Source organism: Streptomyces sp. NPDC056373 (genome assembly GCF_042262425.1).
Lineage (GTDB): Bacteria > Actinomycetota > Actinomycetes > Streptomycetales > Streptomycetaceae > Streptomyces.
This window is the reverse complement of the sequence record NZ_JBHJPX010000010.1, coordinates 320,349-340,275: the sequence shown is the minus strand read 5'-3', so window position 1 is coordinate 340,275 and position 19,927 is coordinate 320,349. Positions and strand designations below refer to the sequence as shown.

Annotated in this window: 21 protein-coding genes; 6 read left to right on the top strand and 15 right to left on the bottom strand. The window is 72.7% G+C overall.

Going from position 1 to position 19,927, the window contains the following annotated elements; translation table 11 throughout:
* Nucleotides 1–13: 13 nt before the first annotated feature.
* Nucleotides 14–388 carry a cupin domain-containing protein gene (locus ACFCXS_RS23355; protein ID WP_376645260.1) on the bottom strand — a complete coding sequence of 125 codons (375 nt, stop codon included), beginning with the start codon at nt 386–388 and terminating at the stop codon, nt 14–16.
* 79 nt (nt 389–467) lie between these two features.
* Between ACFCXS_RS23355 and ACFCXS_RS23350 the strand changes: the two genes are divergently transcribed.
* Together ACFCXS_RS23350 and ACFCXS_RS23345 are read left to right on the top strand one after the other, a co-directional pair.
* Nucleotides 468–914 carry a MarR family winged helix-turn-helix transcriptional regulator gene (locus ACFCXS_RS23350; protein ID WP_376645259.1) on the top strand — a complete coding sequence of 149 codons (447 nt, stop codon included), beginning with the start codon at nt 468–470 and terminating at the stop codon, nt 912–914.
* A 171-nt stretch (nt 915–1,085) separates the two neighbouring features.
* Complete coding sequence (locus tag ACFCXS_RS23345; RefSeq protein WP_376645258.1) at nt 1,086–1,946, top strand: esterase/lipase family protein; 861 nt, start codon at nt 1,086–1,088, stop codon at nt 1,944–1,946.
* A 93-nt stretch (nt 1,947–2,039) separates the two neighbouring features.
* On the opposite strand, the gene ACFCXS_RS23340 is transcribed toward ACFCXS_RS23345, so the two are convergent.
* Complete coding sequence (locus ACFCXS_RS23340; RefSeq protein ID WP_376645257.1) at nt 2,040–3,044, bottom strand: lytic polysaccharide monooxygenase; 1,005 nt, start codon at nt 3,042–3,044, stop codon at nt 2,040–2,042.
* Nucleotides 3,045–3,228: 184 nt separating this feature from the next.
* Here ACFCXS_RS23340 and ACFCXS_RS23335 point away from each other — a divergent pair, with 184 nt between their 5' ends.
* Nucleotides 3,229–3,678, top strand: a complete 450-nt coding sequence (locus tag ACFCXS_RS23335) for a GNAT family N-acetyltransferase (protein ID WP_376645256.1) — start codon at nt 3,229–3,231, stop codon at nt 3,676–3,678.
* Nucleotides 3,679–3,708: 30 nt separating this feature from the next.
* Here ACFCXS_RS23335 and ACFCXS_RS23330 read toward each other — a convergent pair whose 3' ends face one another.
* Nucleotides 3,709–3,843: a hypothetical protein gene (locus ACFCXS_RS23330; protein WP_376645255.1), complete on the bottom strand. Its 135-nt coding sequence runs from the start codon at nt 3,841–3,843 to the stop codon at nt 3,709–3,711.
* Nucleotides 3,844–3,982: 139 nt separating this feature from the next.
* Between ACFCXS_RS23330 and ACFCXS_RS23325 the strand changes: the two genes are divergently transcribed.
* The gene (locus tag ACFCXS_RS23325) at nt 3,983–4,615 is read left to right on the top strand and encodes a class I SAM-dependent methyltransferase (protein WP_376645254.1); all 633 of its coding nucleotides are present in this window, start codon (nt 3,983–3,985) and stop codon (nt 4,613–4,615) included.
* Here ACFCXS_RS23325 and ACFCXS_RS23320 read toward each other — a convergent pair.
* Nucleotides 4,574–5,095 carry a DUF402 domain-containing protein gene (locus ACFCXS_RS23320; RefSeq protein ID WP_376645253.1) on the bottom strand — a complete coding sequence of 174 codons (522 nt, stop codon included), beginning with the start codon at nt 5,093–5,095 and terminating at the stop codon, nt 4,574–4,576. The genes ACFCXS_RS23325 and ACFCXS_RS23320 overlap by 42 nt on opposite strands.
* Nucleotides 5,076–6,005, bottom strand: coding sequence for a GNAT family N-acetyltransferase (locus ACFCXS_RS23315; RefSeq protein WP_376645252.1), 930 nt, complete (start codon nt 6,003–6,005; stop codon nt 5,076–5,078). The genes ACFCXS_RS23320 and ACFCXS_RS23315 overlap by 20 nt, the downstream gene beginning before the upstream one ends.
* 71 nt (nt 6,006–6,076) lie before the next feature.
* Between ACFCXS_RS23315 and ACFCXS_RS23310 the strand changes: the two genes are divergently transcribed.
* Nucleotides 6,077–6,445, top strand: coding sequence for a GntR family transcriptional regulator (locus tag ACFCXS_RS23310; protein WP_376645251.1), 369 nt, complete (start codon nt 6,077–6,079; stop codon nt 6,443–6,445).
* 247 nt (nt 6,446–6,692) lie between these two features.
* Here ACFCXS_RS23310 and ACFCXS_RS23305 read toward each other — a convergent pair whose 3' ends face one another.
* The 7 genes from ACFCXS_RS23305 to ACFCXS_RS23275 all read right to left on the bottom strand — a co-directional run bounded on the left by ACFCXS_RS23305 (nt 6,693) and on the right by ACFCXS_RS23275 (nt 13,666).
* A complete protein-coding gene (locus ACFCXS_RS23305; RefSeq protein WP_376645250.1) occupies nt 6,693–7,466 on the bottom strand; it encodes a DUF72 domain-containing protein in 774 nt (257 codons plus the stop codon).
* A 25-nt stretch (nt 7,467–7,491) separates the two neighbouring features.
* Nucleotides 7,492–7,887 carry a hypothetical protein gene (locus tag ACFCXS_RS23300; RefSeq protein WP_376645249.1) on the bottom strand — a complete coding sequence of 132 codons (396 nt, stop codon included), beginning with the start codon at nt 7,885–7,887 and terminating at the stop codon, nt 7,492–7,494.
* Nucleotides 7,888–8,165: 278 nt separating this feature from the next.
* Nucleotides 8,166–9,260, bottom strand: a complete 1,095-nt coding sequence (locus ACFCXS_RS23295) for a DUF5925 domain-containing protein (RefSeq protein ID WP_376645248.1) — start codon at nt 9,258–9,260, stop codon at nt 8,166–8,168.
* 75 nt (nt 9,261–9,335) lie between these two features.
* Nucleotides 9,336–10,136 carry a polysaccharide deacetylase family protein gene (locus ACFCXS_RS23290; RefSeq protein ID WP_376645247.1) on the bottom strand — a complete coding sequence of 267 codons (801 nt, stop codon included), beginning with the start codon at nt 10,134–10,136 and terminating at the stop codon, nt 9,336–9,338.
* Nucleotides 10,129–11,154 (bottom strand): glycosyltransferase family 2 protein, encoded by a 1,026-nt coding sequence (locus tag ACFCXS_RS23285; protein ID WP_376645246.1) that lies wholly within the window; start codon nt 11,152–11,154, stop codon nt 10,129–10,131. Before ACFCXS_RS23285 ends, ACFCXS_RS23290 begins: the two co-directional genes overlap by 8 nt.
* The gene (locus ACFCXS_RS23280; RefSeq protein ID WP_376645245.1) at nt 11,151–11,972 is read right to left on the bottom strand and encodes a glycosyltransferase family 2 protein; all 822 of its coding nucleotides are present in this window, start codon (nt 11,970–11,972) and stop codon (nt 11,151–11,153) included. The genes ACFCXS_RS23285 and ACFCXS_RS23280 overlap by 4 nt, the downstream gene beginning before the upstream one ends.
* A gap of 488 nt (nt 11,973–12,460) precedes the next feature.
* Nucleotides 12,461–13,666 (bottom strand): S8 family peptidase, encoded by a 1,206-nt coding sequence (locus ACFCXS_RS23275; RefSeq protein WP_376645244.1) that lies wholly within the window; start codon nt 13,664–13,666, stop codon nt 12,461–12,463.
* A 335-nt stretch (nt 13,667–14,001) separates the two neighbouring features.
* Here ACFCXS_RS23275 and ACFCXS_RS23270 point away from each other — a divergent pair, with 335 nt between their 5' ends.
* Nucleotides 14,002–14,808, top strand: coding sequence for an SGNH/GDSL hydrolase family protein (locus tag ACFCXS_RS23270; protein ID WP_376645243.1), 807 nt, complete (start codon nt 14,002–14,004; stop codon nt 14,806–14,808).
* A 4-nt stretch (nt 14,809–14,812) separates the two neighbouring features.
* Here the strand turns inward: ACFCXS_RS23270 and ACFCXS_RS23265 are convergent, their stop codons facing one another.
* The 3 genes from ACFCXS_RS23265 to ACFCXS_RS23255 form a co-directional block, all read right to left on the bottom strand.
* The gene (locus ACFCXS_RS23265) at nt 14,813–16,471 is read right to left on the bottom strand and encodes a serine/threonine-protein kinase (protein ID WP_376645242.1); all 1,659 of its coding nucleotides are present in this window, start codon (nt 16,469–16,471) and stop codon (nt 14,813–14,815) included.
* 114 nt (nt 16,472–16,585) lie between these two features.
* Entirely contained in the window at nt 16,586–18,247 is a 1,662-nt protein-coding gene (locus ACFCXS_RS23260) for a nickel transporter (RefSeq protein ID WP_376645241.1), read from the bottom strand.
* Nucleotides 18,244–19,911 (bottom strand): tetratricopeptide repeat protein, encoded by a 1,668-nt coding sequence (locus ACFCXS_RS23255; protein WP_376645240.1) that lies wholly within the window; start codon nt 19,909–19,911, stop codon nt 18,244–18,246. Before ACFCXS_RS23255 ends, ACFCXS_RS23260 begins: the two co-directional genes overlap by 4 nt.
* Nucleotides 19,912–19,927: the final 16 nt, after the last annotated feature.

The window sequence follows — 19,927 nt, the reverse complement described above, 5'->3', positions numbered from 1 at the left end:
CCTGCCCGTGACGTCAGTTGGCCCACGGCGGCACGATGCGGGTGCCGTCGGCCAGCCGCGCCTCCAGGCCGATGGACGTGGTGACCCAGGAATACGCGGTGCGGTCGGTCGGGTTCTCGACGGTCAGGGTGGTGCCGGGGTTGATGATCACCGTGTCGCCCGCGGCGATCCGCTCGGTGCGGCCGTCGAGGGTGACCAGCAGCTCACCGTCGAGCAGATGGAAGATCTCCTCCCGGCTGACCGTGTGCGCGGGCGCCTTGAGACCGGCCGGGATCTCACCGCGCCAGGCGCACAGCTCCTTGCTGCCGCTGCCGGGGGTGGCGTACGAGACGAAACGCGCGCCGTGGATCTCGTGGATGACGGCTTCGGACGATCGGACGATGGGCACGATGCCTCCAAGTGGTCAAGTAGCTTGACTATATAGTCAAGCCACTTGACCATCGCGTCAAGGGTGTTTCAATGCATGCGTGCAGAACTCCGAGGCCATGGCCCTGTCCGCCGCCCTGCTCGCCGTCGCCGGTGGGCTCACGCAACGCATCCACGAGGGCGTGCTCGCCCGCGGCTTCGAAGGGGTGCGGCCCGCGCACGGCTTCGCCTTCGCCCGGCTCGCTCCGGACGGTGCCACGGTCACCGACCTCGCCGCCCATCTCGGGGTGACCAAGCAGGCCGCGAGCCAGCTCGTCGACGAGCTGGTGCGCAAGGGGTACGCCGAGCGGCGGCCGCACCCCGGGGACGCGCGGGCGCGACTGGTGGTGCTGACCGGGCGGGGCTGGGACTGCACGCGGGCGGCCGAAGAGGCGGCCGCGGAAGCCGTGCGGGAGTGGGGTGACCTGCTGGGGGAGCGTGAAGTGCGTTCGCTGCGGGAGCAGTTGCTGCGCATCGCTCCGCACGGGCCCGTTCGGCCCGCATGGTGACGGGGGGGCGTCGGAGCTCGCGGCGCCGAGTGCGCGGCGAGTTTTTTACTGACGCGTAACTTCCCAGTTGGGCTACTCGCCCGTAACTTGACGAGTGAACAGCATCCTCGTGATCCGGATCACAGGGCCCCGTGCCGTCGTATCCCCCTTGAGTCGCAAGGAGATCACCCGATGCTGCCCTGGAAGCGAGTGCTCGGACCCCTGTCCGCACTGCTGCTGACCGCCGCCGCCCTCACCGTCCCCGCCACCACCGCCCAGGCCGCGGGCGCCCCGAGTTCCGGCTGGAACGACTACTCCTGCAAGCCGTCAGCCGCCCACCCCCGCCCCGTCGTCCTCGTCCACGGCACCCTCGGCAACTCCGTCGACAACTGGCTGGGTCTCGCCCCCTATCTGCAGGTCCGCGGCTACTGCGTCTTCTCCCTCGACTACGGCCAGTTGGAGGGCGTCCCCTTCTTCCACGGCCTCGGACCCGCCGAGAAGTCCGCCGGACAGCTGAAGGACTTCGTCGACAAGGTGCTCGCCGCGACCGGAGCCGCGGAGACCGACGTCGTCGGGCACTCGCAGGGCGGCATGATGCCCCGCTACTACCTGAAGTTCCTCGGGGGAGCCGCCAAGGTGAACGCCCTGGTCGGCATCGCGCCCAGCAACCACGGCACCGACCTGAACGGATTCACCGAGCTGCTGCCCTACTTCCCGGGCGCGGCGGACCTGCTGTCGAAGAACACCCCCGCCCTCGCCGACCAGGTCACCGGCTCCGCCTTCCTCGCCAAGCTCAACGCGGGCGGCGACACCGTGCCCGGCGTGCGCTACACCGTCATCGCCACCAAGTACGACGAGGTGGTCACCCCGTGGCGCAGCCAGTACCTGAGCGGACCGGACGTGCGCAACGTCCTGCTCCAGGACCTGTGCGCCGTCGACCTGTCCGAGCATGTGGCCGCCGGGCTGCTGGACCGGGTCGTCTTCCACGAGGTGGCCAACGCCCTCGACCCGGGGCACGCCACACCCACCACCTGTGCATCGGCCTTCGAATGACACGTGTCACTCGTTGACACGTGTCAGAGAAACGTTTCGGGGCCTGTCCGGCCTGAGCCGCCGGACAGGCCCCGAGTCGTGGGGCGGTGGAGGTCAGCGGCCCTGTCGTCCGCCGCTCACCGTCCGGCCTCGGGCCGAGAGGAACAGTGCCGAGGCGCCCACGGCCAGCGCCGCCGCACCGCCGATCGCGACGTACGGGGTGGTGCTGTCACCGCCGGTCTCGGCGAGGTTCTTTGTGGCACCGGCGGCCTTCGGCCGGTTGGGCGCGGGCGCCGCCGCCTCCGTGCGGTCGGGCGCGGCCTTCTTCGGGGCCGCGGCCGGCGCCGCCGACGTGCTGGGGTCGTCGTCGCCGTGCCCGCGGTGCTCTATGGCCGACTTGCCGTTGCCGTCCTTGATCTGCTTCTCGCTGGGAGCGGAGGCGGACGGGGCAGGGGCCGCCGCGCCGCCTGCCGCGCCGCCACCGCCGCCGAAGCTGACGTCCGAGCAGGAGTAGAACGCCTCCGGGCTGTCCGACCGTTGCCAGACCGCGTACAGCAGGTGCTTGCCGGAGCGCTGGGGCAGCTTGCCGGAGAAGGTGTAGAAACCGCCGGTGGCGGCTGGGTCGGTGGACGTCGCGACCGGGTGCGCGAGATCCAGGTCCTTCCAGGCGAGCGGCTTGGCCGGGTTGTAGCCGGGCTTGGTCAGGTACACCTTGAAGGTGCCCTTGTGCGGGGCCGTCACGCGGTACTTGAAGGTGTGCGAGCCGCTGCGGACAGCGGTCGCGGGCCAGTCGGCGCGAGGCAGGTCGAGCCCCTTGAACTCCGCGTTGTTCGCGCTGCAGAGCTTGCCGTCCGGTATGAGCCGCTGGTGCCGGCCGCCCGCGTCGCCGATGCGGATGCCGTTCCAGTCGTAGAGGGCCTGGGTGCCGCCCGCCGCGACCGCCGCCTTGCACGCGGCCGACTTCGGGCTCTCGGGGCCCTCGGCGTAGCACTGCGAGACCCGGCTGACCGGGTCGCCCATGGAACCGTGCGCGGCGGCCGGCGTGGCGGCCAGTGCGGTCAGGGCGAGCGGGAGGCTGCCGAGGGCGGCGACGGAGGCGACCTTGCGGCGTGCGGGCATGCGGGAACTCCTCGAAACGGTGCATGGGGCAGGTCCGGGCCGACGTGGGCCGGAATCCCGTGGGGTGCTTTCGAAGCTAGCCCCTGAGAACCGCGAAATCGCCTGCTGGAGGGCGGGTGGAGGAGATCCTTATGGCCCGCTTAAGGGAGTGTTCGGACTGGCATCAGGCAGGTAGCGTCGCGGCATGGCAGACGACGAGATCCGACCGGCCCGCGCCGCCGACGTACCGGTCGTCGCGGAAGTGGTCGACGCGGCCTTCCGCCCCTACATCGAGCGCATCGGGCGGGTGCCCCAGCCCATGGAGGAGGACCACGCGGCGAACGTGGCCGCGGGCAAGGTGTTCGTGACGGGCGATCCCGTCACCGGGCTCGTCGTGGTCGAGGCGTACGGCGACCACCTCTTCCTCGACACCATCGCCGTCCACCCCGCCGCGCACGGCAGGGGAGTGGGGCGGCGGCTGCTCCGATTCGTCGACGCACACGCGCGTACCCTCGGCCTGCCCGAGGTCCGGCTCTACACGAACGCGCTGATGTGGGAGAACCAGCGGATCTATCCGAAGTACGGCTACGAACTCGTGGAGCGCCGTGTGGAGGGTCCCTACGACCGTGTCCACTACCGCAAGCGGCTGCTCTGAGCGTCGCGTCTCATGGCCGGCGCCGGCCGCTCAGGCCTCCGGCCACCAGGTGCGTGCGATGTCCTTGCGGACCTCCGGGCGCCCGGAGGGACGCTCGTCGGCCTCCTCGCGGACCCGGCGGACGTCCGACTTCTTCAGGGGCTTCTGCACGGTCACACGGCGCATGGCTGCCTCCTCGAGGGTCTACCGGGTTCCGCGTTCTCACGGAGGTAGACCTTTCGGGGGAGGGTTGCTCATCGCTCCCGGTCTGTCAGTGGCGGCAGTCACGATCCGGTTGTCAGTGGCGGGTGTCACTCTGGGGCCCATGACGAACGTGGACTGGGACGCCGAGGCCGCCTCCTTCGACGAGGAGCCGGACCACGGCCTGCGCGACCCCGAGGTGCGCCGTGCCTGGGCCGGGCGGCTGCGCGACTGGCTGCCGGCCCGCGCGGGCGACGTACTCGACCTCGGCTGCGGCACCGGCAGCCTGTCACTCCTCGCGTCCGAACAGGGGCACCACGTGACGGGCGTGGACCTCTCCCCGGCGATGGTGACGCGCGCCCGGGAAAAACTCGCCGGGCGCGACGCCGTGTTCCTCGTCGGTGACGCCGCCGCACCGCCGGTCGGGGAGCAGCGCTTCGACGCCGTGCTCGTCCGGCACGTCCTGTGGGCCCTGTCCGACCCCGCCCGCGCCCTCGGGCACTGGCGCGGACTGCTGCGGCCGGGCGGACGGCTGGTGCTGGTCGAGGGCGTGTGGGGGAGCACCGAGCCGGTCGGCATACCCGCGGAGCGGCTCACCGGCCTGCTCGCCCCGATCGCCGGACGGGTGCGCGTGGAGCGGCTCTCCGACGATCCGATGCTGTGGGGCGGGCCGGTGACGGACGAGCGGTACGCGCTGGTCGCGGAGATCGGCGACTCAGGCCAGGAGGGCCGTGAAGCCGCCGCCGCGGGCCAGTGACTCCAGTTCGTCGAGCGCGGCCAGCGCGGCGGACGCCGCCTCCGGGTCCGACTCGCCGAGGCCGCTCTCGGCGAACTCGTCCTCGTCGAGGCGCCGTACGTCCGTGCCGTCCGCGGAGCGCCACAGGTCCAGGTCGAGGTCCTCCACCACGAGCTCCGGGCCGGAGCGCCGGACGGGGCGGGTGACGTCGCAGTACCAGCCCTTCAGCGCGCCCGTGGCGGAGCGGACCTCCTTCACCGCGTACCACCGGTCGCGCCAGTAGTACTCCGTGAAGACGTCCCCGGGCTCGAAGCGGACGAACCCGAAGTCGCGGACGCCGGAGCCTGCCCACGCGGCGCGCACCGCCACGCGCGTGCCGTCGTCCGCCAGCAGCTCGCCGCTGTAACGGATCTTCGTACGCCCCGCCTTGACGAGGACGACGTCCAGCTGGGGGTTCCCGCCGGCCGGCTGCGGGTTCCGGTCAGCCGAGTTCGCGGACATGACGCACTTCCTTCGCGCAGATCTCATAGCCGAACCACTTGTTGATGGCGATCATCGGCTCGTTCCCCGTGTCGTTGCCCGTGAACGCCTCCGTGCACCCCGCCGCGCGGGCGCGGTGCAGCGAGTCGTTCTTGGCGAGCTTCGCCAGGCCCCGGCCGCGGAACTCCCGGGCGGTGCCGGTCATCGCGGTGGCATAGCGGGAGTCGCCGTCCGTGTAGGCCACGCTGAAGGCGGCGGGCCGGCCGTCGACGAGCACGACGGTGGTCAGGTCGCGGTTCAGCAGCGGGTGCTTCCAGTGTTCCTCGAGCCAGGCCTCGTAGTCCGTGAACTCCACGTCGATGTCGCTCGGTTCGTCCGACGACGTCGCCGCGTCCAGTTCGAACACGGGGCGCGGGTCGTCCGCGAAGTCGGCGGCGGTGCGCAGCTCGACGCCGGACGGCGGCGCCTGCCGGGGCGGGAGCGTGCCGCCCGCCAGGTCCAGGCGCAGGAACCAGGCGGAGCGGCTGGCCCGGAAACCGTGCCGCTCGGCGAAGGCGCGGTTGTCCGGCTCGTCCAGGACCCAGGCGAACAGCTTCGTCACGCCCAGACGGCCCAGGCGCTCCTCCGCCGTGCGCAGCAGCAGCGAACCGGCGCCGCGCCTCCTGCGGTCGGGGCGTACGTAGATGTTGGCCGAGCCCTGGCCGGGTTCCGGACTGTCGTGGGCGACGCTGACCTGGGCGGTGCCGATGATCTCGCCGTCCTCCTCCGCTATGAGCTGCCCGAAATGGGCGTCCGGGTGGACGTGCGTCAGGGTGTGCACCACCGACTCGGGGGTGGACAACATGTAGGGCAGGGCGAGGCGGCGGGTGTCGGAGAACCCCTCGGCATCGGCTCGGACTTCGGGACGCAGGTCGCGCACGATCACGGTCATGAGGGCGCACGCTACGTGTGGAGCCTTCCGGGGTGCCTCTCATTTTCCGCCGGGTGCGCGACAATCGGCCTGTGACCTTGAAGATCGACATCGACGACAGCGCCCCGCCCTACGAGCAGGTGCGGGCGCGGATCTCCGAGCAGGCGCGCTCCGGTGCGCTGCCCGTGGGCTACCGGCTGCCGACCGTGCGGGGGCTGGCCGAGTCGCTGGGCCTCGCCGCGAACACGGTCGCCAAGGCGTACCGGGCACTGGAGGCGGACGGGGTGATCGAGACGCGGGGCCGCAACGGCACGTTCGTGGCCGCCGCCGGATCGGCGGCGGACCGCGAGTCGGCCTCGGCCGCCCAGGCCTACGCGGAGCGCGCCAGGAGGCTCGGGCTCACGGAGGCCGATGCACTGGCGGCGGTACGGGACGCCCTGCGGGCGGCTTACGGGCAGTAGGGCGTCGGGCTGCTGGTCGGGTTGGGCTGCTGGTCGGGTTGGGCTGTCGGCCGGGCGCGGGCCGGTGGGGGTTGGTCGCGCCCAGGCGGCGCAGCCGCACATCGATACAGCCCCGCGCCCCCTGGGCGACGCCCTCAAGGGGCGCGGGGAACTGCGCGACCGGCCGGAACGGCGCCGCAGCCGACTTACGGCCTCCCGCCGCACACCGTCGTGGCGAGCGCCGCCGCGGCGCAGAGGGAGACCCGGTTCAGCCGGCCCGCGCCAGACGCTCGGGCGTCCGCGTGATGTCCAGCCCCGCAGACCTCCCCGCCCGTGCGAACGCCATCGCGTCCTCGACCGCCGCGCCGCCCGGGTCGTTGTTGAAGTACGCGTAGACGTCCTCCCCGCCGGTCCAGGTCGTGGCGATGCGGTCGAGCCAGGTGGCCAGCGAGCGCCGGCCGTAGCGCGGCCACGGCTCGGCACGGCCCTGGTGGAAGCGGACGTAGCCCCAGTCGGCGGTGCGCCACAGCGGCGTCGCCGGGCGGGTTAGGACGTCGGCCCAGCACAGGGCGGCGCGCCGGGACTCCAGGACGCGGCGGATCTCCGGTGTCCACCAGGAATCGTGACGCGGTTCGACCGCGACCCGGGCCGACGCCGGGAAGCAGGCCAGGCACGCGTCCAGCAGGCCCGGGTCGGCGCGCAGCGTGGGCGGGAGCTGGAGCAGGACCGGGCCGAGGCGGTCGCCGAGCCCCGCCGCGCGGCTCATCAGCCGGTGCACAGGCTCCCCGGGTTCCTTGAGCCGCTTGATGTGGGTCAGATAGCGGCTCGCCTTGACCGCGACGACGAAGTCGCCGGGCACCCGCCGCCCCCAGTCCTCGAACGTCTCCCGGGCCGGCAGCCGGTAGAAGGCGTTGTTGATCTCGACGGTGGCGAAGTGCCGCGTGTACTCCTCCAGCCACAGCCGCATCGGCAGCCCGGACGGGTACAGGACGTCCCGCCAGTCCTTGTACTGCCACCCGGACGTGCCGACGAACAGGGTCATACCCCTATCAAAGCACCAGCCCTCGCTACGCGTCGGAGCGCGTGTGGAAGCGGTAGCACAGCAGCAGGAAGACGGCCGCCGTGACCAGCACCGACGTGATGACCACGGGGCGGACGTCGTCGCCGGTCTGGCTGTAGAGGAAACCCAGTGCGGCGCCGGCGAACGCCGCCCGGAGCAGGGCGTGCAGGGCGTGCAGGTCCCGCCTGAGGCGCCGGGTCGCCTGGACCACGGCGATGCACAGGACCATGAAGGCGAGCGCGCTCCACACGCCCGACGCCACGTCCGGCCCGGTGATCGGACCGCCGTGACGCCGGTTCACCGCGACCCAGTTGCCGTAGACGACACCGAGCACGACGGGCAGGACCCATCGCGCGACACGGTGGACGGGTTCGCTGAACACGGCGGGCGCCGGGTGCGCCATCAGAGCCTCCCTGGTCCGTACGGAGCTCGGCGTCGCTCCGTCGCACACCTTGGCACGCCTGGGTAACAGGCAGGTGAGAGGCGGTTGTGACCGGAACCGGCGGGGGTTCCGCGACGGACGCCGGCGCTCGGCCCGCCACGGATTCCGGCGGTCGGCCCGCCATGGATTCCGGCGCTCGGCCCACCGCGAACCCGGCGGTCGGCCCGCCGCGAACCCGGAAGTCGGCCCGCAGCCGAGCCCGGCGGTCGACTCGCCGCAGACCCCGGCGGTCGGCCCCGTTACAGATACAGCCCCGCGTCCACGCCCCCGCGCGGCTCGGGGAGGGCCGTGGGGGACGTGCCGCGGCGCAGTGCGTACAGCTCCGCCAGCGTCGCGCCCTCGCGGCCGACGCCGTCCTCCCGGCCCAGCCAGTCCACCGCCTCGGAGCGGGTCAGCGGGCCGACCTCGATCCGGGCGAGGCAGCGGCCGGGGCGGACGACGGCCGGGTGCAGGCGCTCCAGGTCCTCGTTGGTCGTGACACCGACCAGGACGTTGCGCCCCTGGCCGAGCAGGCCGTCCGTCAGGTTCAGCAGCCTCGACAGGGCCTGGCCCGCCGTGTGCTTGGCCTCGCCGCGGATCAGTTCGTCGCAGTCCTCCAGGAGCAGCAGCCGCCAGCGGCCCTTGCCGGTCGTGTCCTCCTCGCCGATGGCGATGTCCATGAGGTAGCCGACGTCGGAGAAGAGCCGCTCGGGGTCCAGGACGCAGTCCACCTGGCACCAGTCGCGCCAGGACCGGGCCAGCGTCCGCAGCGCCGAGGTCTTGCCGGTGCCCGGCGGGCCGTGCAGCAGCAGGAGACGGCCCGCGATGTCCTCGGGGGTCGTCTTCATCAGGCGGTCCATGGCGTCCGCCACCGGCGCGGTGTAGTTGGGCCGGACCTCGTCCCAGGTGCCCGCGGCGATCTGGCGGGTGGTGCGGTGCGGGCCACGGCGCGGGGAGACGTACCAGAAGCCCATCGTGACGTTCTCCGGCTGCGGTTCGGGCTCGTCCGCCGCGCCGTCCGTGGCCTGGTCGAGGATCTTCTTCGCGAGCTCCTCGCCGGTCGCCGTCACGGTGACGTCGGCGCCCCGGTTCCAGCGGGAGACCAGCAGCGTCCATCCGTCGCCCTCGGCGAGGGTCGCGCTGCGGTCGTCGTCCCGGGCGACGCGCAGCACCCGGGCGCCCGGCGGCATCAGCGTCGCCCCGGACCGCACACGCTCGATGTTCACCGCGTGGGAGTAAGGCTGCTCGCCCGTCGCGAAGCGGCCGAGGAACAGCGCGTCGACGACATCGGACGGAGAGTCGGAGTCGTCGACGTTGAGCCGGATCGGCAGCGCCTCGTGCGGGTTTCCAGACATGCCGCCATGATCCGGCACGGGGACGCCGCGTGCACCCGGTTTCCGCGTGCACGCGGCATGTCGTCCCCGCGCAGGTCAGCCCCCGGCGCGGGAGACCGTCCGGCGCGTCTGCCGGGCCCTGCGGACCACGGCGTACCCCTTGGTCAGCACACGGTCGGCGGCGAACGTACGGGCGATCGCGCGCCCCTCGACCAGCCGCTCGAACTCCCCGATGCCCGTGCTGCGACGCACCGTCACCCGGCGCAGCGCGTAAGGCCCCTGAGCACGCCGCGCGAGGCCGTTGCCGACGGCGAGGGCCTGGGCCCAGCCCGTCTCGCGCACCGCTCGCCGGACCCGGCGGCTGGAGTAGCCGTAGGGGTAGGCGAACGACGCCGGTACGGTGCCCAGCTGGTCCGAGACGATCTCCTTGCAGTGGATCAGCTCGAACCGCAGTGTGGCGTCGGAGACCTGGTCGAGCTGCGGGTGGCTGTGACTGTGCCCGCCGATCTCGACGCCGGCCGCCGCGAGGTCGCGGACCTGGTCCCAGTCCAGCATGGTGTCCAGGCCGCCGCCGGTGTCGTGCGGCCCCCTGAGCCACCCGGTCGAGACGAACAGGGTGGCCGCGAAGCCGTGCTTGGCGAGCGCGGGGAGGGCGTGCCGGTGCACGCCCTCGTAGCCGTCGTCGAAGGTGATCAGGACCGGCCGCTCGGGCAGCGCACGGCCGGTGCGCCAGCACGCCGCCAGTCCGGCAGTGGTGAGCGGGCTGAGCCCCCGGTCGGCGAGCACCGCCATCTGCTCGGCGAACGCCTCCGGGGTCACGGACAGGGCGCGTGTCTCCTCGTTCGGATCGGTCGAGACCGCGTGGTACATCAGGATCGGGACGCGGGCGTCACTCACGGGCCGTCACCTCCACCTCGGGAACCTGGAACGTGGTCCCGCCCCGGCGTGCCCGGACGCTGCCGACGACGTAACCGCCCGCCGCCGTCAGCACCCCGGCCACGATCGCGCCGGCCCGTCCCGCACCGCCCGACCGGGCCAGCAGGGCGTCCCGCAGGCCCCGGGCCACCCCGGCGGGCAGGACCCGCGTGGCGTACCGGCGCTCCGATTCCAGGCCCTTCTCCGCCCCGACGCTCCGGGCCACCAGGGCCTTGGACAGGCCCTCGGCCCAGGCGCGGCTGCGGAAGTAGCGGAAGTGCTCGCGGACCTCGGGCACCCGGTGGTGGATCACCGCCCGGTCGTCGATCAGCAGCACCGCGTCCGGCCGGGCCCGGGACAGCCGGATGCACAGCTCCGTCTCCTCGCAGCCCAGCGGGCGTTTGTCGCCGTCCCGGCCGATGCCGGTGGCGAAACCGCCCGCCGCGTCGAAGGCGCTTCGCCGGAACGAGGCGTTGCCGCCGAGCACGTTGCGCACCCGCACCCGGCCGCGCGGCAGGCCCCGGTAGGTGCAGCCCACCACCCAGTCGAACTCCTCCGGGAACCAGTCGGGCCGCCGCCCGGAGGCCCAGACCGGTTCCGTGCGCCCGCCGACCGCCATCACCCGCGGGTCGGTGTACGCCTCGGCGAAGTGCCGCAGCCAGTCGCGCTCGGCGACGGCGTCGTCGTCGAGGAAGGCCACGACCTCGCCCCGGGCCGCGGCGATTCCGGTGTTTCGGCCGGCGGACAGGCCGCGGGGGCCCGCGTTGGCGAGCACCCGCACCACGGCACCGCCGGCGGTCATCGTGTGTTCGGTGTGTTCCGTGTGCTCCTTGTACTCCTTGGCCAGACGCTCCCGGAGCGTGTCGTTGTGGTCGACGACCAGCAGCGTCTCCAGGGCCGGCCGTGACTGCGCGCGGACCGAGGCGACCGCGGCGAGGATGTCCTCCCAGCGGTCCTCGGTGTACGCGCAGATCACGACGGAGATGCCGGGACCGCTCAAGACACCTCTCCCCGCATCGCGGCGGGCATCGACGACCGGGAGGAACGGCGGCGCAGCGCCCGTCGGTTGGAGCGCTCCCGCAGGATCACCTTCAGCACGCGCAGCCCGTCCCGCACGGCCCGCAGATTGCTCACGCCGTGGATGCGCAGGTACTCGTGGCTCGGGATCTCCTGCACCCTGAGGCCGGCCTTGACGACCCGGATGTTCATCAGGGTCTCGACCTCGAAGCCGGTGCAGTCGAGGTCGATCTTGTCGAGGCAGTGCCGCCAGAACGCGTTGTAGCCGTAGCACAGGTCGGTGTAGCGGGCGCCGAACTTGCGGTTGACGGCCGTGCACAGCGCCCAGTTGCCCATCTTGCGGATGAAGGTCATGTCGTCGGTGCCGCCGCCGTTGGCGAAGCGGGAGCCCTTGGCGAAGTCCGCGCCGGAGACCAGGGCGGAGACATAGCTGAGGATCTCCCCGCCGTCCGCCGAGCCGTCCGCGTCGACCATCACGATGATGTCGCCGGTGCAGGCCTGGAACCCGGTGATCAGGGCGTCGCCCTTGCCCTTGCCGCGCTGCTCGACGACCTTCACCTCGGGCCACAGCTCGCGGGCCACCTCGACGGTGTTGTCGGTGGAGTTGCCGTCGACCAGGACCACCTCGTGTATCCAGTCGGGCAGGGTCTTGAAGACGTAGGGCAGGTTCTCCGCCTCGTTCATGGCCGGGATCACCACGCTCACCGGCGGCGCGATGGCCAGGTGAGAGGAGACGGGTCGGTACTTGGAGGCGGTCGGCGGACGCTGCTGCGTCGCGGCCGGCTGCAGGACTGAGCTCATGAGTCTGGTCCCTCTCGTCCGGTGGACCGCCCCCCCAGGGCAGTCCGGATCCAGTCCGGTTCGAAAGGGGGGTTCTCACCCGGAGCACGCCGAGATGGCGAGGCATGCCGGGATGGAGCTCCGGCACGCAGGGTGAGCTGGCAAAGCTGGCCGGCCGCAAAAACGGCAGCCGACCGCGCGGCACGGCCCGGAGACCAATGCGGTCACCGAGCACGGCACCCCCCTACCGCGCCCCGCGCCGGTTCGTCGCGGTCCTTGAGCCCTCCCCTAGAGCCGCGTACTACGGACCGATGCGGGTGAGATGTATGACGGTATTGACGATTGAACCCGTATGGCAAGACCTGGAACGGCCTCTCACGTTTTTGTTGGTTTGGTCGTTGCGAGGGACCGCTCGTGCGACGCAAGTTGTACGTTTCCGTCGTATAAACATGCGTTCCCCGGAAGCGATCAGGGCCTCCGGGGAACGTGTGTTCAGGTGCGGATGTCGGTCACGGGACGATCTGCAGCAGGCGGTTCGGCGAACCGGACCCCGCGCTCGTGACCTTTCCGGTGACGGCGCCGTTCACCAGGGCCGTCGCGACCTGGGCCGGGGTCGAGGAGGTGTGACCCGCCAGGTAGACCGCCGCCGCGCCCGCGACGTGCGGGGTCGCCATCGAGGTGCCGGAAATGGTGTTGGTCGCGGTGTCGCTGGTGTGCCAGCCGGCCGTGATCGACGAGCCGGGCGCGAAGATGTCCAGGGCGGAACCGTAGTTGGAGTAGCTCGCCTTGGCGTCCGTGCTGGTGGTGGCGCCGACCGTGATCGCCTCGGCGACCCGGGCCGGGGAGGACGAGGAGGCGGAGGTGCTGCTGTTGCCCGCGGCGACGGCGTAGGTGACGCCGCCGGCTATGGAGTTGCGGACGGCGGTGTCCAGGGTGGCGGAGGCGCCGCCGCCGAGCGACATGTTGGCGACGGAGGGGCCGGAGTGGTTCCGCGTGACCCAGTCGATGCCCGCGATCACACCGGCCGTGGTGCCGGAGCCGCTGTTGTTCAGCACCCGCACCCCCACGATCTTCGCCTTCTTGGCGACTCCGTAGGTCGTGCCGGCGATGGTGGTGGCCACATGGGTGCCGTGGCCGTTTCCGTCGGAGGCGTTGTTGTCTCCGTCGACGGCGTCGTAGCCGTGTGAGGCACGGCCGCTGATCTCCTGGTGCGTGATGCGCACACCGGTGTCGATCACATAGACCGTCACACCGCTGCCCGCGCTGTCCGGGTAGGTGTAGGTGCCGGACAGCGGCAGCGAGGCCTGGTCGATGCGGTCCAGACCCCACGGGGCGTTGGTCTGGGTGGCGGCGAGCGCGACGCGCTGGTTCTGCTCGACGGAGGCCACCGCCGGGTCGGCGGCCAGCCGCCGGGCCTCGGTGGCGGACAGGGTGGCGGACCAGCCGTTCAGCGCCTTGCCGAACGTCTTGTCGACCGAGCCGCCGTACTCCTTCACCAGGCCTTTGCCCGCGGCCGAGGACGCCTTCAGGCCCGCGCTCTTCTTGAGCGTGACGAGGTAGCTGTCCTTGATCGCGGTCGGGGAGTCCGCGGCGAGCACCCGGCCCTCGGCCGGTGCGGCCTGGGCGGGAAGGGTGGTGAGCCCGCCCACGAGGGCGGCGGTCGCCAGCGAGGTCAGCGCGGCGAACCCGAGTCTCTTGCTACGCAGTTGTGCCATGCGAGGGAGTCCTCCTCTAGGCGACGCGCGCCTGGGTGGGACACGCGTCATGTGGGGGTGTGCGCGTGGTCGCGCACACGGACCGGGGAGCGTCGCGTTCCGCTCCCGGCCGGAGTAAAGCGTCGACCAACTACCGGCGTAGAACAAGAGAGTTGAGCATCAGTCAACAAATCTGTCATGAGCACGTAACAAGAGAGGTCCGGCGTGTAACGCGAGCCGTGGTGAATGCGCCAAGTGTCGGGGGAGAGGCCGAAAAGACTTGGCATGAACACTTCCTGTCAACGCGCGTCGCTGCTACGACGGTTATGGCAGAGATCCTGCTAAAGGGAGGTTCCATGAGACGTTCCCGACTTGTCGTCCTCGTGAGCTCGCTCCTCCTCGCCGTCGGTACCGCCCTCTCCGGGGCAGCGACGGCGCAGGCGTCCTCACTCGCCGCAACAGGCGGCTATGTGGCCCTCGGTGACTCCTACTCCTCCGGAGTCGGAGCCGGCAGCTACATCAGCTCCAGCGGCGACTGCAAGCGCAGCACCAAGGCCTACCCCTACCTCTGGGCAGCCGCCCACTCACCCTCGAGCTTCGACTTCACCGCCTGCTCGGGCGCCCGAACGGGTGATGTTCTGGCGAGTCAGCTCACTCCGCTCAGCGCCTCCACCGCCCTCGTCTCGATCACCATCGGTGGCAACGACGCCGGATTCGCCGACGTCATGACGACCTGTGTGACCCAGTCCGACAGCGCCTGCGTCTCCCGCATCAACACCGCCCGGGCGTACGTCGACTCCACGCTGCCCGGCAAGCTCGACAGCGTGTACTCGGCGATCCGCTCCAAGGCACCCGCCGCCCGGGTCGTCGCCCTCGGCTACCCCCGCTTCTACCAGCTCGGCACCACCTGTCTCGGCCTGTCCGAGACCAAGCGCAAGGCCATCAACGACGCCTCCGACCACCTCGACACCGCGGTCGCCAAGCGCGCCGCGGACCACGGCTTCGCCTTCGGCGACGTCCGCGCCACCTTCAACGGCCACGAGATCTGCTCCGGCGACTCCTGGCTGCACAGCGTCAGCTGGCTCAACATCGGTGAGTCGTACCACCCGAAGGCCCCCGGCCAGTCGGGCGGTTACCTGCCCGTGCTCAACAGCAACGACTGACCGCTCAGCCGGAGTCCGAATCCGCGTCCGAGTCCGCGTCCGACCCAGGGTTCGAGCCGGTCCGGGCGTCCGGATCCGAGCCGGAAGGAGAAGGGGAGGCCCCGCCCGTCGGGGTCTCCGTCTCGCACGTCACCGAGAACGGCACCGACTCGGACGTCTCCCGGACCGGCTCCCGCACCTCGACGCTGATCTCGTTCTCGAACGTCCCCGTCTGCTCCCGCGTCGTCACCCGCACCGTGTCCCGCTTCGAACGGTCGCCGCCCTCCGTGAACGACAGCGTCTTCCAGCCCCCGTCGAGCACCTGGCCGTCCTGCGTCACCCAGCGGTAGCTGACCTGGGCCGGGAGCCGCCCCACCGTGAGCGTCGCCGTGAACTCGGGCGCCTGGGCGTTCGGCGGCGGACACGGGCCCGAGTAGTCCGTGCGCCGTCCCTCCACGGCGACCTTCACCGACTGCGGGGGCGCACTGCTCTCCTTCGACTCGCTCGGGGTCGGCGACGGGCTGGACTTCTCCTTCCCGGTGTTGCGCGGCGGGCTCTTGGGGGCCGTGGGCGTGCCGTCCCCGGCCCCCTGGTCGTTGCCGTCGGAACCGTCCCCGTTGTTGAGCAGCGCGTACGTCAGCCCGCCCACCGCGAGCGCCAGCGCGGCTACGCCCGCGACCAGCACCCGGCCGGCCCGGCGGTCCCGGCCACGGCCGGTGGCCGTCGTGGTGGCACCCGCACCGGACGCCGCCGGCTGCCTGGGGTACGGCATCGGCGGTGTGGGCGCGGGCTCGCGGTGGCCCACGACCGTCGGCGGGACCGGCGGAACCGCTCGCGTGGTGTCCGCACGCGGTGAGCCGCCCGCGGCGACGACCCGCAGATCCTCCTCGGCCCGCCCGGCCGGCAGCCGCTGCTCGGGATCCTTGCGCAGCAGCCCTTCGATCACCGGGGCGAGCGGCCCGGCCCGGTACGGCGGCGGCAGCTCCTCGTCGACGATCGCCCGCAGCGTGCTCAGCGGGGTGTCGTGCCGGAAGGGGGAGTGGCCCTCGACGGCCGCGTACAGCAGCACGCCGAGCGACCACAGGTCCGACTCCGGGCCCGGCGTACGGCCCAGGGCCCGCTCCGGGGCGAGGAACTCGGGCGAGCCGATGACCTCGCCGGTCATGGTCAGCGCCGAGCTGCCCTCGACCATGGCGATGCCGAAGTCGGTGAGCACGATCCGGCCGTCGTTCGAGATCAGCACGTTGGCCGGCTTGACGTCGCGGTGCAGCACCCCGGCCTCGTGCGCGGACCGCAGCGCGGCCAGCACCTCGGCGCCGATGTGCGCGGCACGCTGTGGTGCCATCGGGCCCTCGGCGTCCAGCACCTCGGCGAGGGAGAGGCCGCGGACCAGTTCCATGACGATCCACGGGCGGCCGTCGTCCGTCGCCACGTCGTACACCGTCACCACGTTGCGGTTGGCGACCCGGGCCGCCGCCCACGCCTCCCGCTCCAGCCGCGCGTACATCCGCTGCACGTCGTCCCCCGCCAGGCCGGACGGGGCGCGGACCTCCTTGACGGCGACCTCGCGGTGCAGCACCTCGTCGCGGGCGCGCCACACCGTCCCCATGCCGCCCTCGCCGAGCGGTGCGAGGAGCCGGTAGCGGCCGGCGATCACACGGTCATGGCCCGGTTCTTCGAACACGGCGCCCCCATTCGCAGCCGGGCGAAATCTCCATGGGGTGTGTCTTCCCCACGTGGTCGGATTTCCTCACGACATCCGCTTTTCTCCGGACATCCGATGCCTCACGAACGTAACTCAGCCGAGTGCGGATGCCGCCCCCTTGAACACCAGTCCGGCTCCGAGCACCAGGACGGCGAAGGCCGAACCGAGCGGGGCGGTCCGGCGGACCAGGGCCGCCATCGGGCCCGCCGACCAGCGTGGGCGCCGGTCCAGGAGGCGGGTCATGCCGCTGCCCGCCTTGACGACCGCGTACCCGGCGGCCGTAAGGGTGAGGGCCAGCCCGACGCCGTAGGCGACGACGAGCAGCAGACCGAACCAGGCCTGCCCGAGGGCGGCGGCGCCGACCAGCACCACCACGGCGGACGGACTGGGCACGAGGCCGCCCGCGAAGCCCATGAGGATCGTGCCGCGCAGGGTGGGGGCGATGGCGTGGCTGTGGGTGGAACCGCCGTGGGTGTGCTCGATCGTGTGGGGGTGGGAGTGCGGGTGCGCGTGACCATGCGCGTGGTCGTGGTCGTGGTCGTGGTCGTGCGGGTGGTCGTGGTCGTGGTCGTGGTGCTCCTTGTGGTCGTGCGCGTGACCGTGGTGGTCGCCGTCGTGGGCGTGGGTGTGGCTTCCGTGGCCGGGGGTGGCGTCGTGAATGTGGCTTCCGTCGCCGTGCCGGTGGCCGTGATGATGACCGGGCGAGTGGTGGGTGTGCGCGCGGTTGCGCAGGGCGCGGCGGACCAGGCTCGCGCCCGCCAGTGTCACCAGCAGGCCGCTGGCCACACCGAGCCAGGCGATCACCGAGGGCGCCGCAGCCGAACCGGCCGTGACCAACAGGCCCAGGGCGACCACGCCGAGGGTGTGCGTGACGGTCACCGAGGCCGCCATGGGCAGGACGTCCTTCATCCGGGCCGCACCGCCCCGGGCCGCCGCCGTCGCGGCCATGATGGTCTTGCCGTGGCCCGGGGCGAGCGCGTGCATCGCACCGAGGACGACGGCGATGAGGAGGGCCAGCGCCGCGAAGCCGGCGGTGAGGTCCTGCCGGGCCACCAGGTCGTCCAGGGCCCGTGTCCAGCGGTCGGCACCGCGCGGGAGCACGGAGGCCGCGGGCGCGTCCGACTCCTCGTCGGCCAGGGCGGCGCCGCCGGGGCGCACCCGCAGGGCGGCCGACGCGGTGTCGGCCGGGGAGGACAGCAACTCCTCCGGGTAGCTGGTGAGTTCGTCCGAGACCGACTTCTCCGGCACGTCCGACGCGGCGAGAGTCATACGGTCGCCGCGCGCCGTGATCTCCCGCCAGCCCGGGCCGGTGGAGGCACCCGCGCCGCGGAAGCCGAGGGACAGGCTCTTCCCGTCCGACGGGAGCGGCGCGGTCAGCTCGCACTCCACCCGGAGGGTGTCGAGTCCCGCCTGCCCGGGCCGCACGCGCGCGGTGCTGCGCTCGGCGGTGAGATCGACGCCGCGGCCGTCGACGGTCGCACGGCTGTCCTCGGCCGCCGTGGCGCACCGCTCGCGCGCCCACATGGCGATGCCGAGCCGCTTGATGTCCGGCCCCGCCTGGGTCGCCGGGATCTCGGCGAGGTCCTCGACGTGGTGGACACGCAGTTCACCGGGGGCGGCGACGAGGCCGTCGTAGCGGTTGACGGTGAAGTTGCCCAGCGGGTGGGCGCTCGCCGTGGCGGCGGGCAGCAGGGCGAGCGCGCAGGCGGCCGTGAGGACGGCGGCGCCGGACGCGAACAGCCGGCGCAGGGTCACCGGTTCCCCTCCAGGTCCTCGAGTGCGGTACGGGCCTCACGCGCGCCGGGCGGCGAGAAGCCGGGGTTCAGGTCCAGCGCCGCCTTCAGATGTGTGCGGGCCGCGCGCTTGTCGCCGGTGGCCCGCTCGATGACGCCGCGGTGGTAGAGGAACACGGCGTTGCGGTAACCGGTGGCGGTCGCCCGGCGGGCATACGGCAGGGCTTCCTCGTCGCGGCCGTTGGCGTGCAGCGCCCAGGCGAGGGCGTCGGCGGTGTGCACGCTGTGCCGGCGCTCCCACTCGGCGCGGGCGGCGCGCAGGGCCTCCTTCTTGTCGCCGTGGTCGGCGGCGGCCAGGGCCGTCTCGAGGTCGGTGTTGGCCCCGCCCGCGCGGGCGAGGGCCGTCCAGGCGTCGACGAGGGCGTACTGGTCGCCGGCCTTCGCCCGGTCGCCTTCGGCGCCGCGGTCCTCGTACAGCTCGCCGAGGGCCACGAGCGGGCCGGGCAGCGGGAACCGGGCGACGACCTGCTCCAGCCCCCTGACGGCGGCCGCCCGGTCACCGCTCGCGGCCTGGGCGCGGGCGCGGCCCTCCAGGGCGGGCAGGTAGGCGTCGTCGGCGGCGAGGGCACGGGCGTAGTGGCCGAGGGCCGTCTTGTACTCGCCCTGGTTCCAGGCGAGCTGTCCGAGGGCGGTGGCGACATAGGCGACGTCGGCGGGCGCGTTGGCCGAGCCCAGGGCGCGCTCCAGCACCTCACGCGCCGTACGGACGTCGCCGCGCAGCTCGTGCACGTACGCGTACCGCGTGAAGACGGGGATGCCCGGGCGCCTGTCGTCGGCGGTGTCGGCGGCCTTCGCGGCGTCGTCGTACCGGCCGAGTTCGACGAGGGCGTCGATCCTGGTGCACAGGGCGCGTTCGTTGTAGGGGTTCTGCTTCAGGGCCCGGCCGGCGTGGGTGAGGGCGCCGTGGAAGTCGTGGCGGGCGGCGGCGAGGGCGGCCTGCCCCGCCAGGGCCTGGTCGTTGCCCGGCTCCAGCCCGAGGGACCGCTTCAGTGCGCGCTCGGCCTGCGGATACCGGGAGGGGTCGCCCTTCGTGCGGGCCTGCTCGACATATGCGACCCCGAGGGTGGCCCAACTGCCGAAGTCCCTCGGCTGGGCCCGCAGATGCTTCTGCAGGGACGCGATCCCCGCGTCGAGATCCCCGCGCGCGAGGTCGCCGGGCGACAGCGCCCCGGCCGCCGACACGGCGTCGGCCCCGGCCCCCCGGTCCTGCCCACCCCCGGCGGCGATGGCCCCACCGGTCACCGCGACCGCCAGCAGCACCGCACACCCCGCGACATGCAGTCCCCGCCACCGCCGCCCCCCGTCGGCGGCCCGCCGCACGGCGGCGACCCGCCGACCTGCTTCGGAACCGGCGGCCGGAGTGTGGGTGTGCGCCTCGTGCCCGGCGTCGGCCTCCGGGTGGGAGTGGCCCTCGGCGGGGCGAGCGTCGGACCTGCCCCCGCTCCCGCCGTCGGCGGGCGGCCGGTCCCGGCCGGCCTCGGCCGCCTCGCCCCGCGACCCGGTCGTCTCCGTCCCGGCAGCCGCGCCACCCTCCCGATCCCCGGTGGTCTCGGGCTCCGGGGCCGTCGACGGGGCGCGGCCGCCGTCGCGCCTCTCCGGTGTGCTGTCGGTCGTACGCGGAGGCATGACCTCTCCTCGGTCG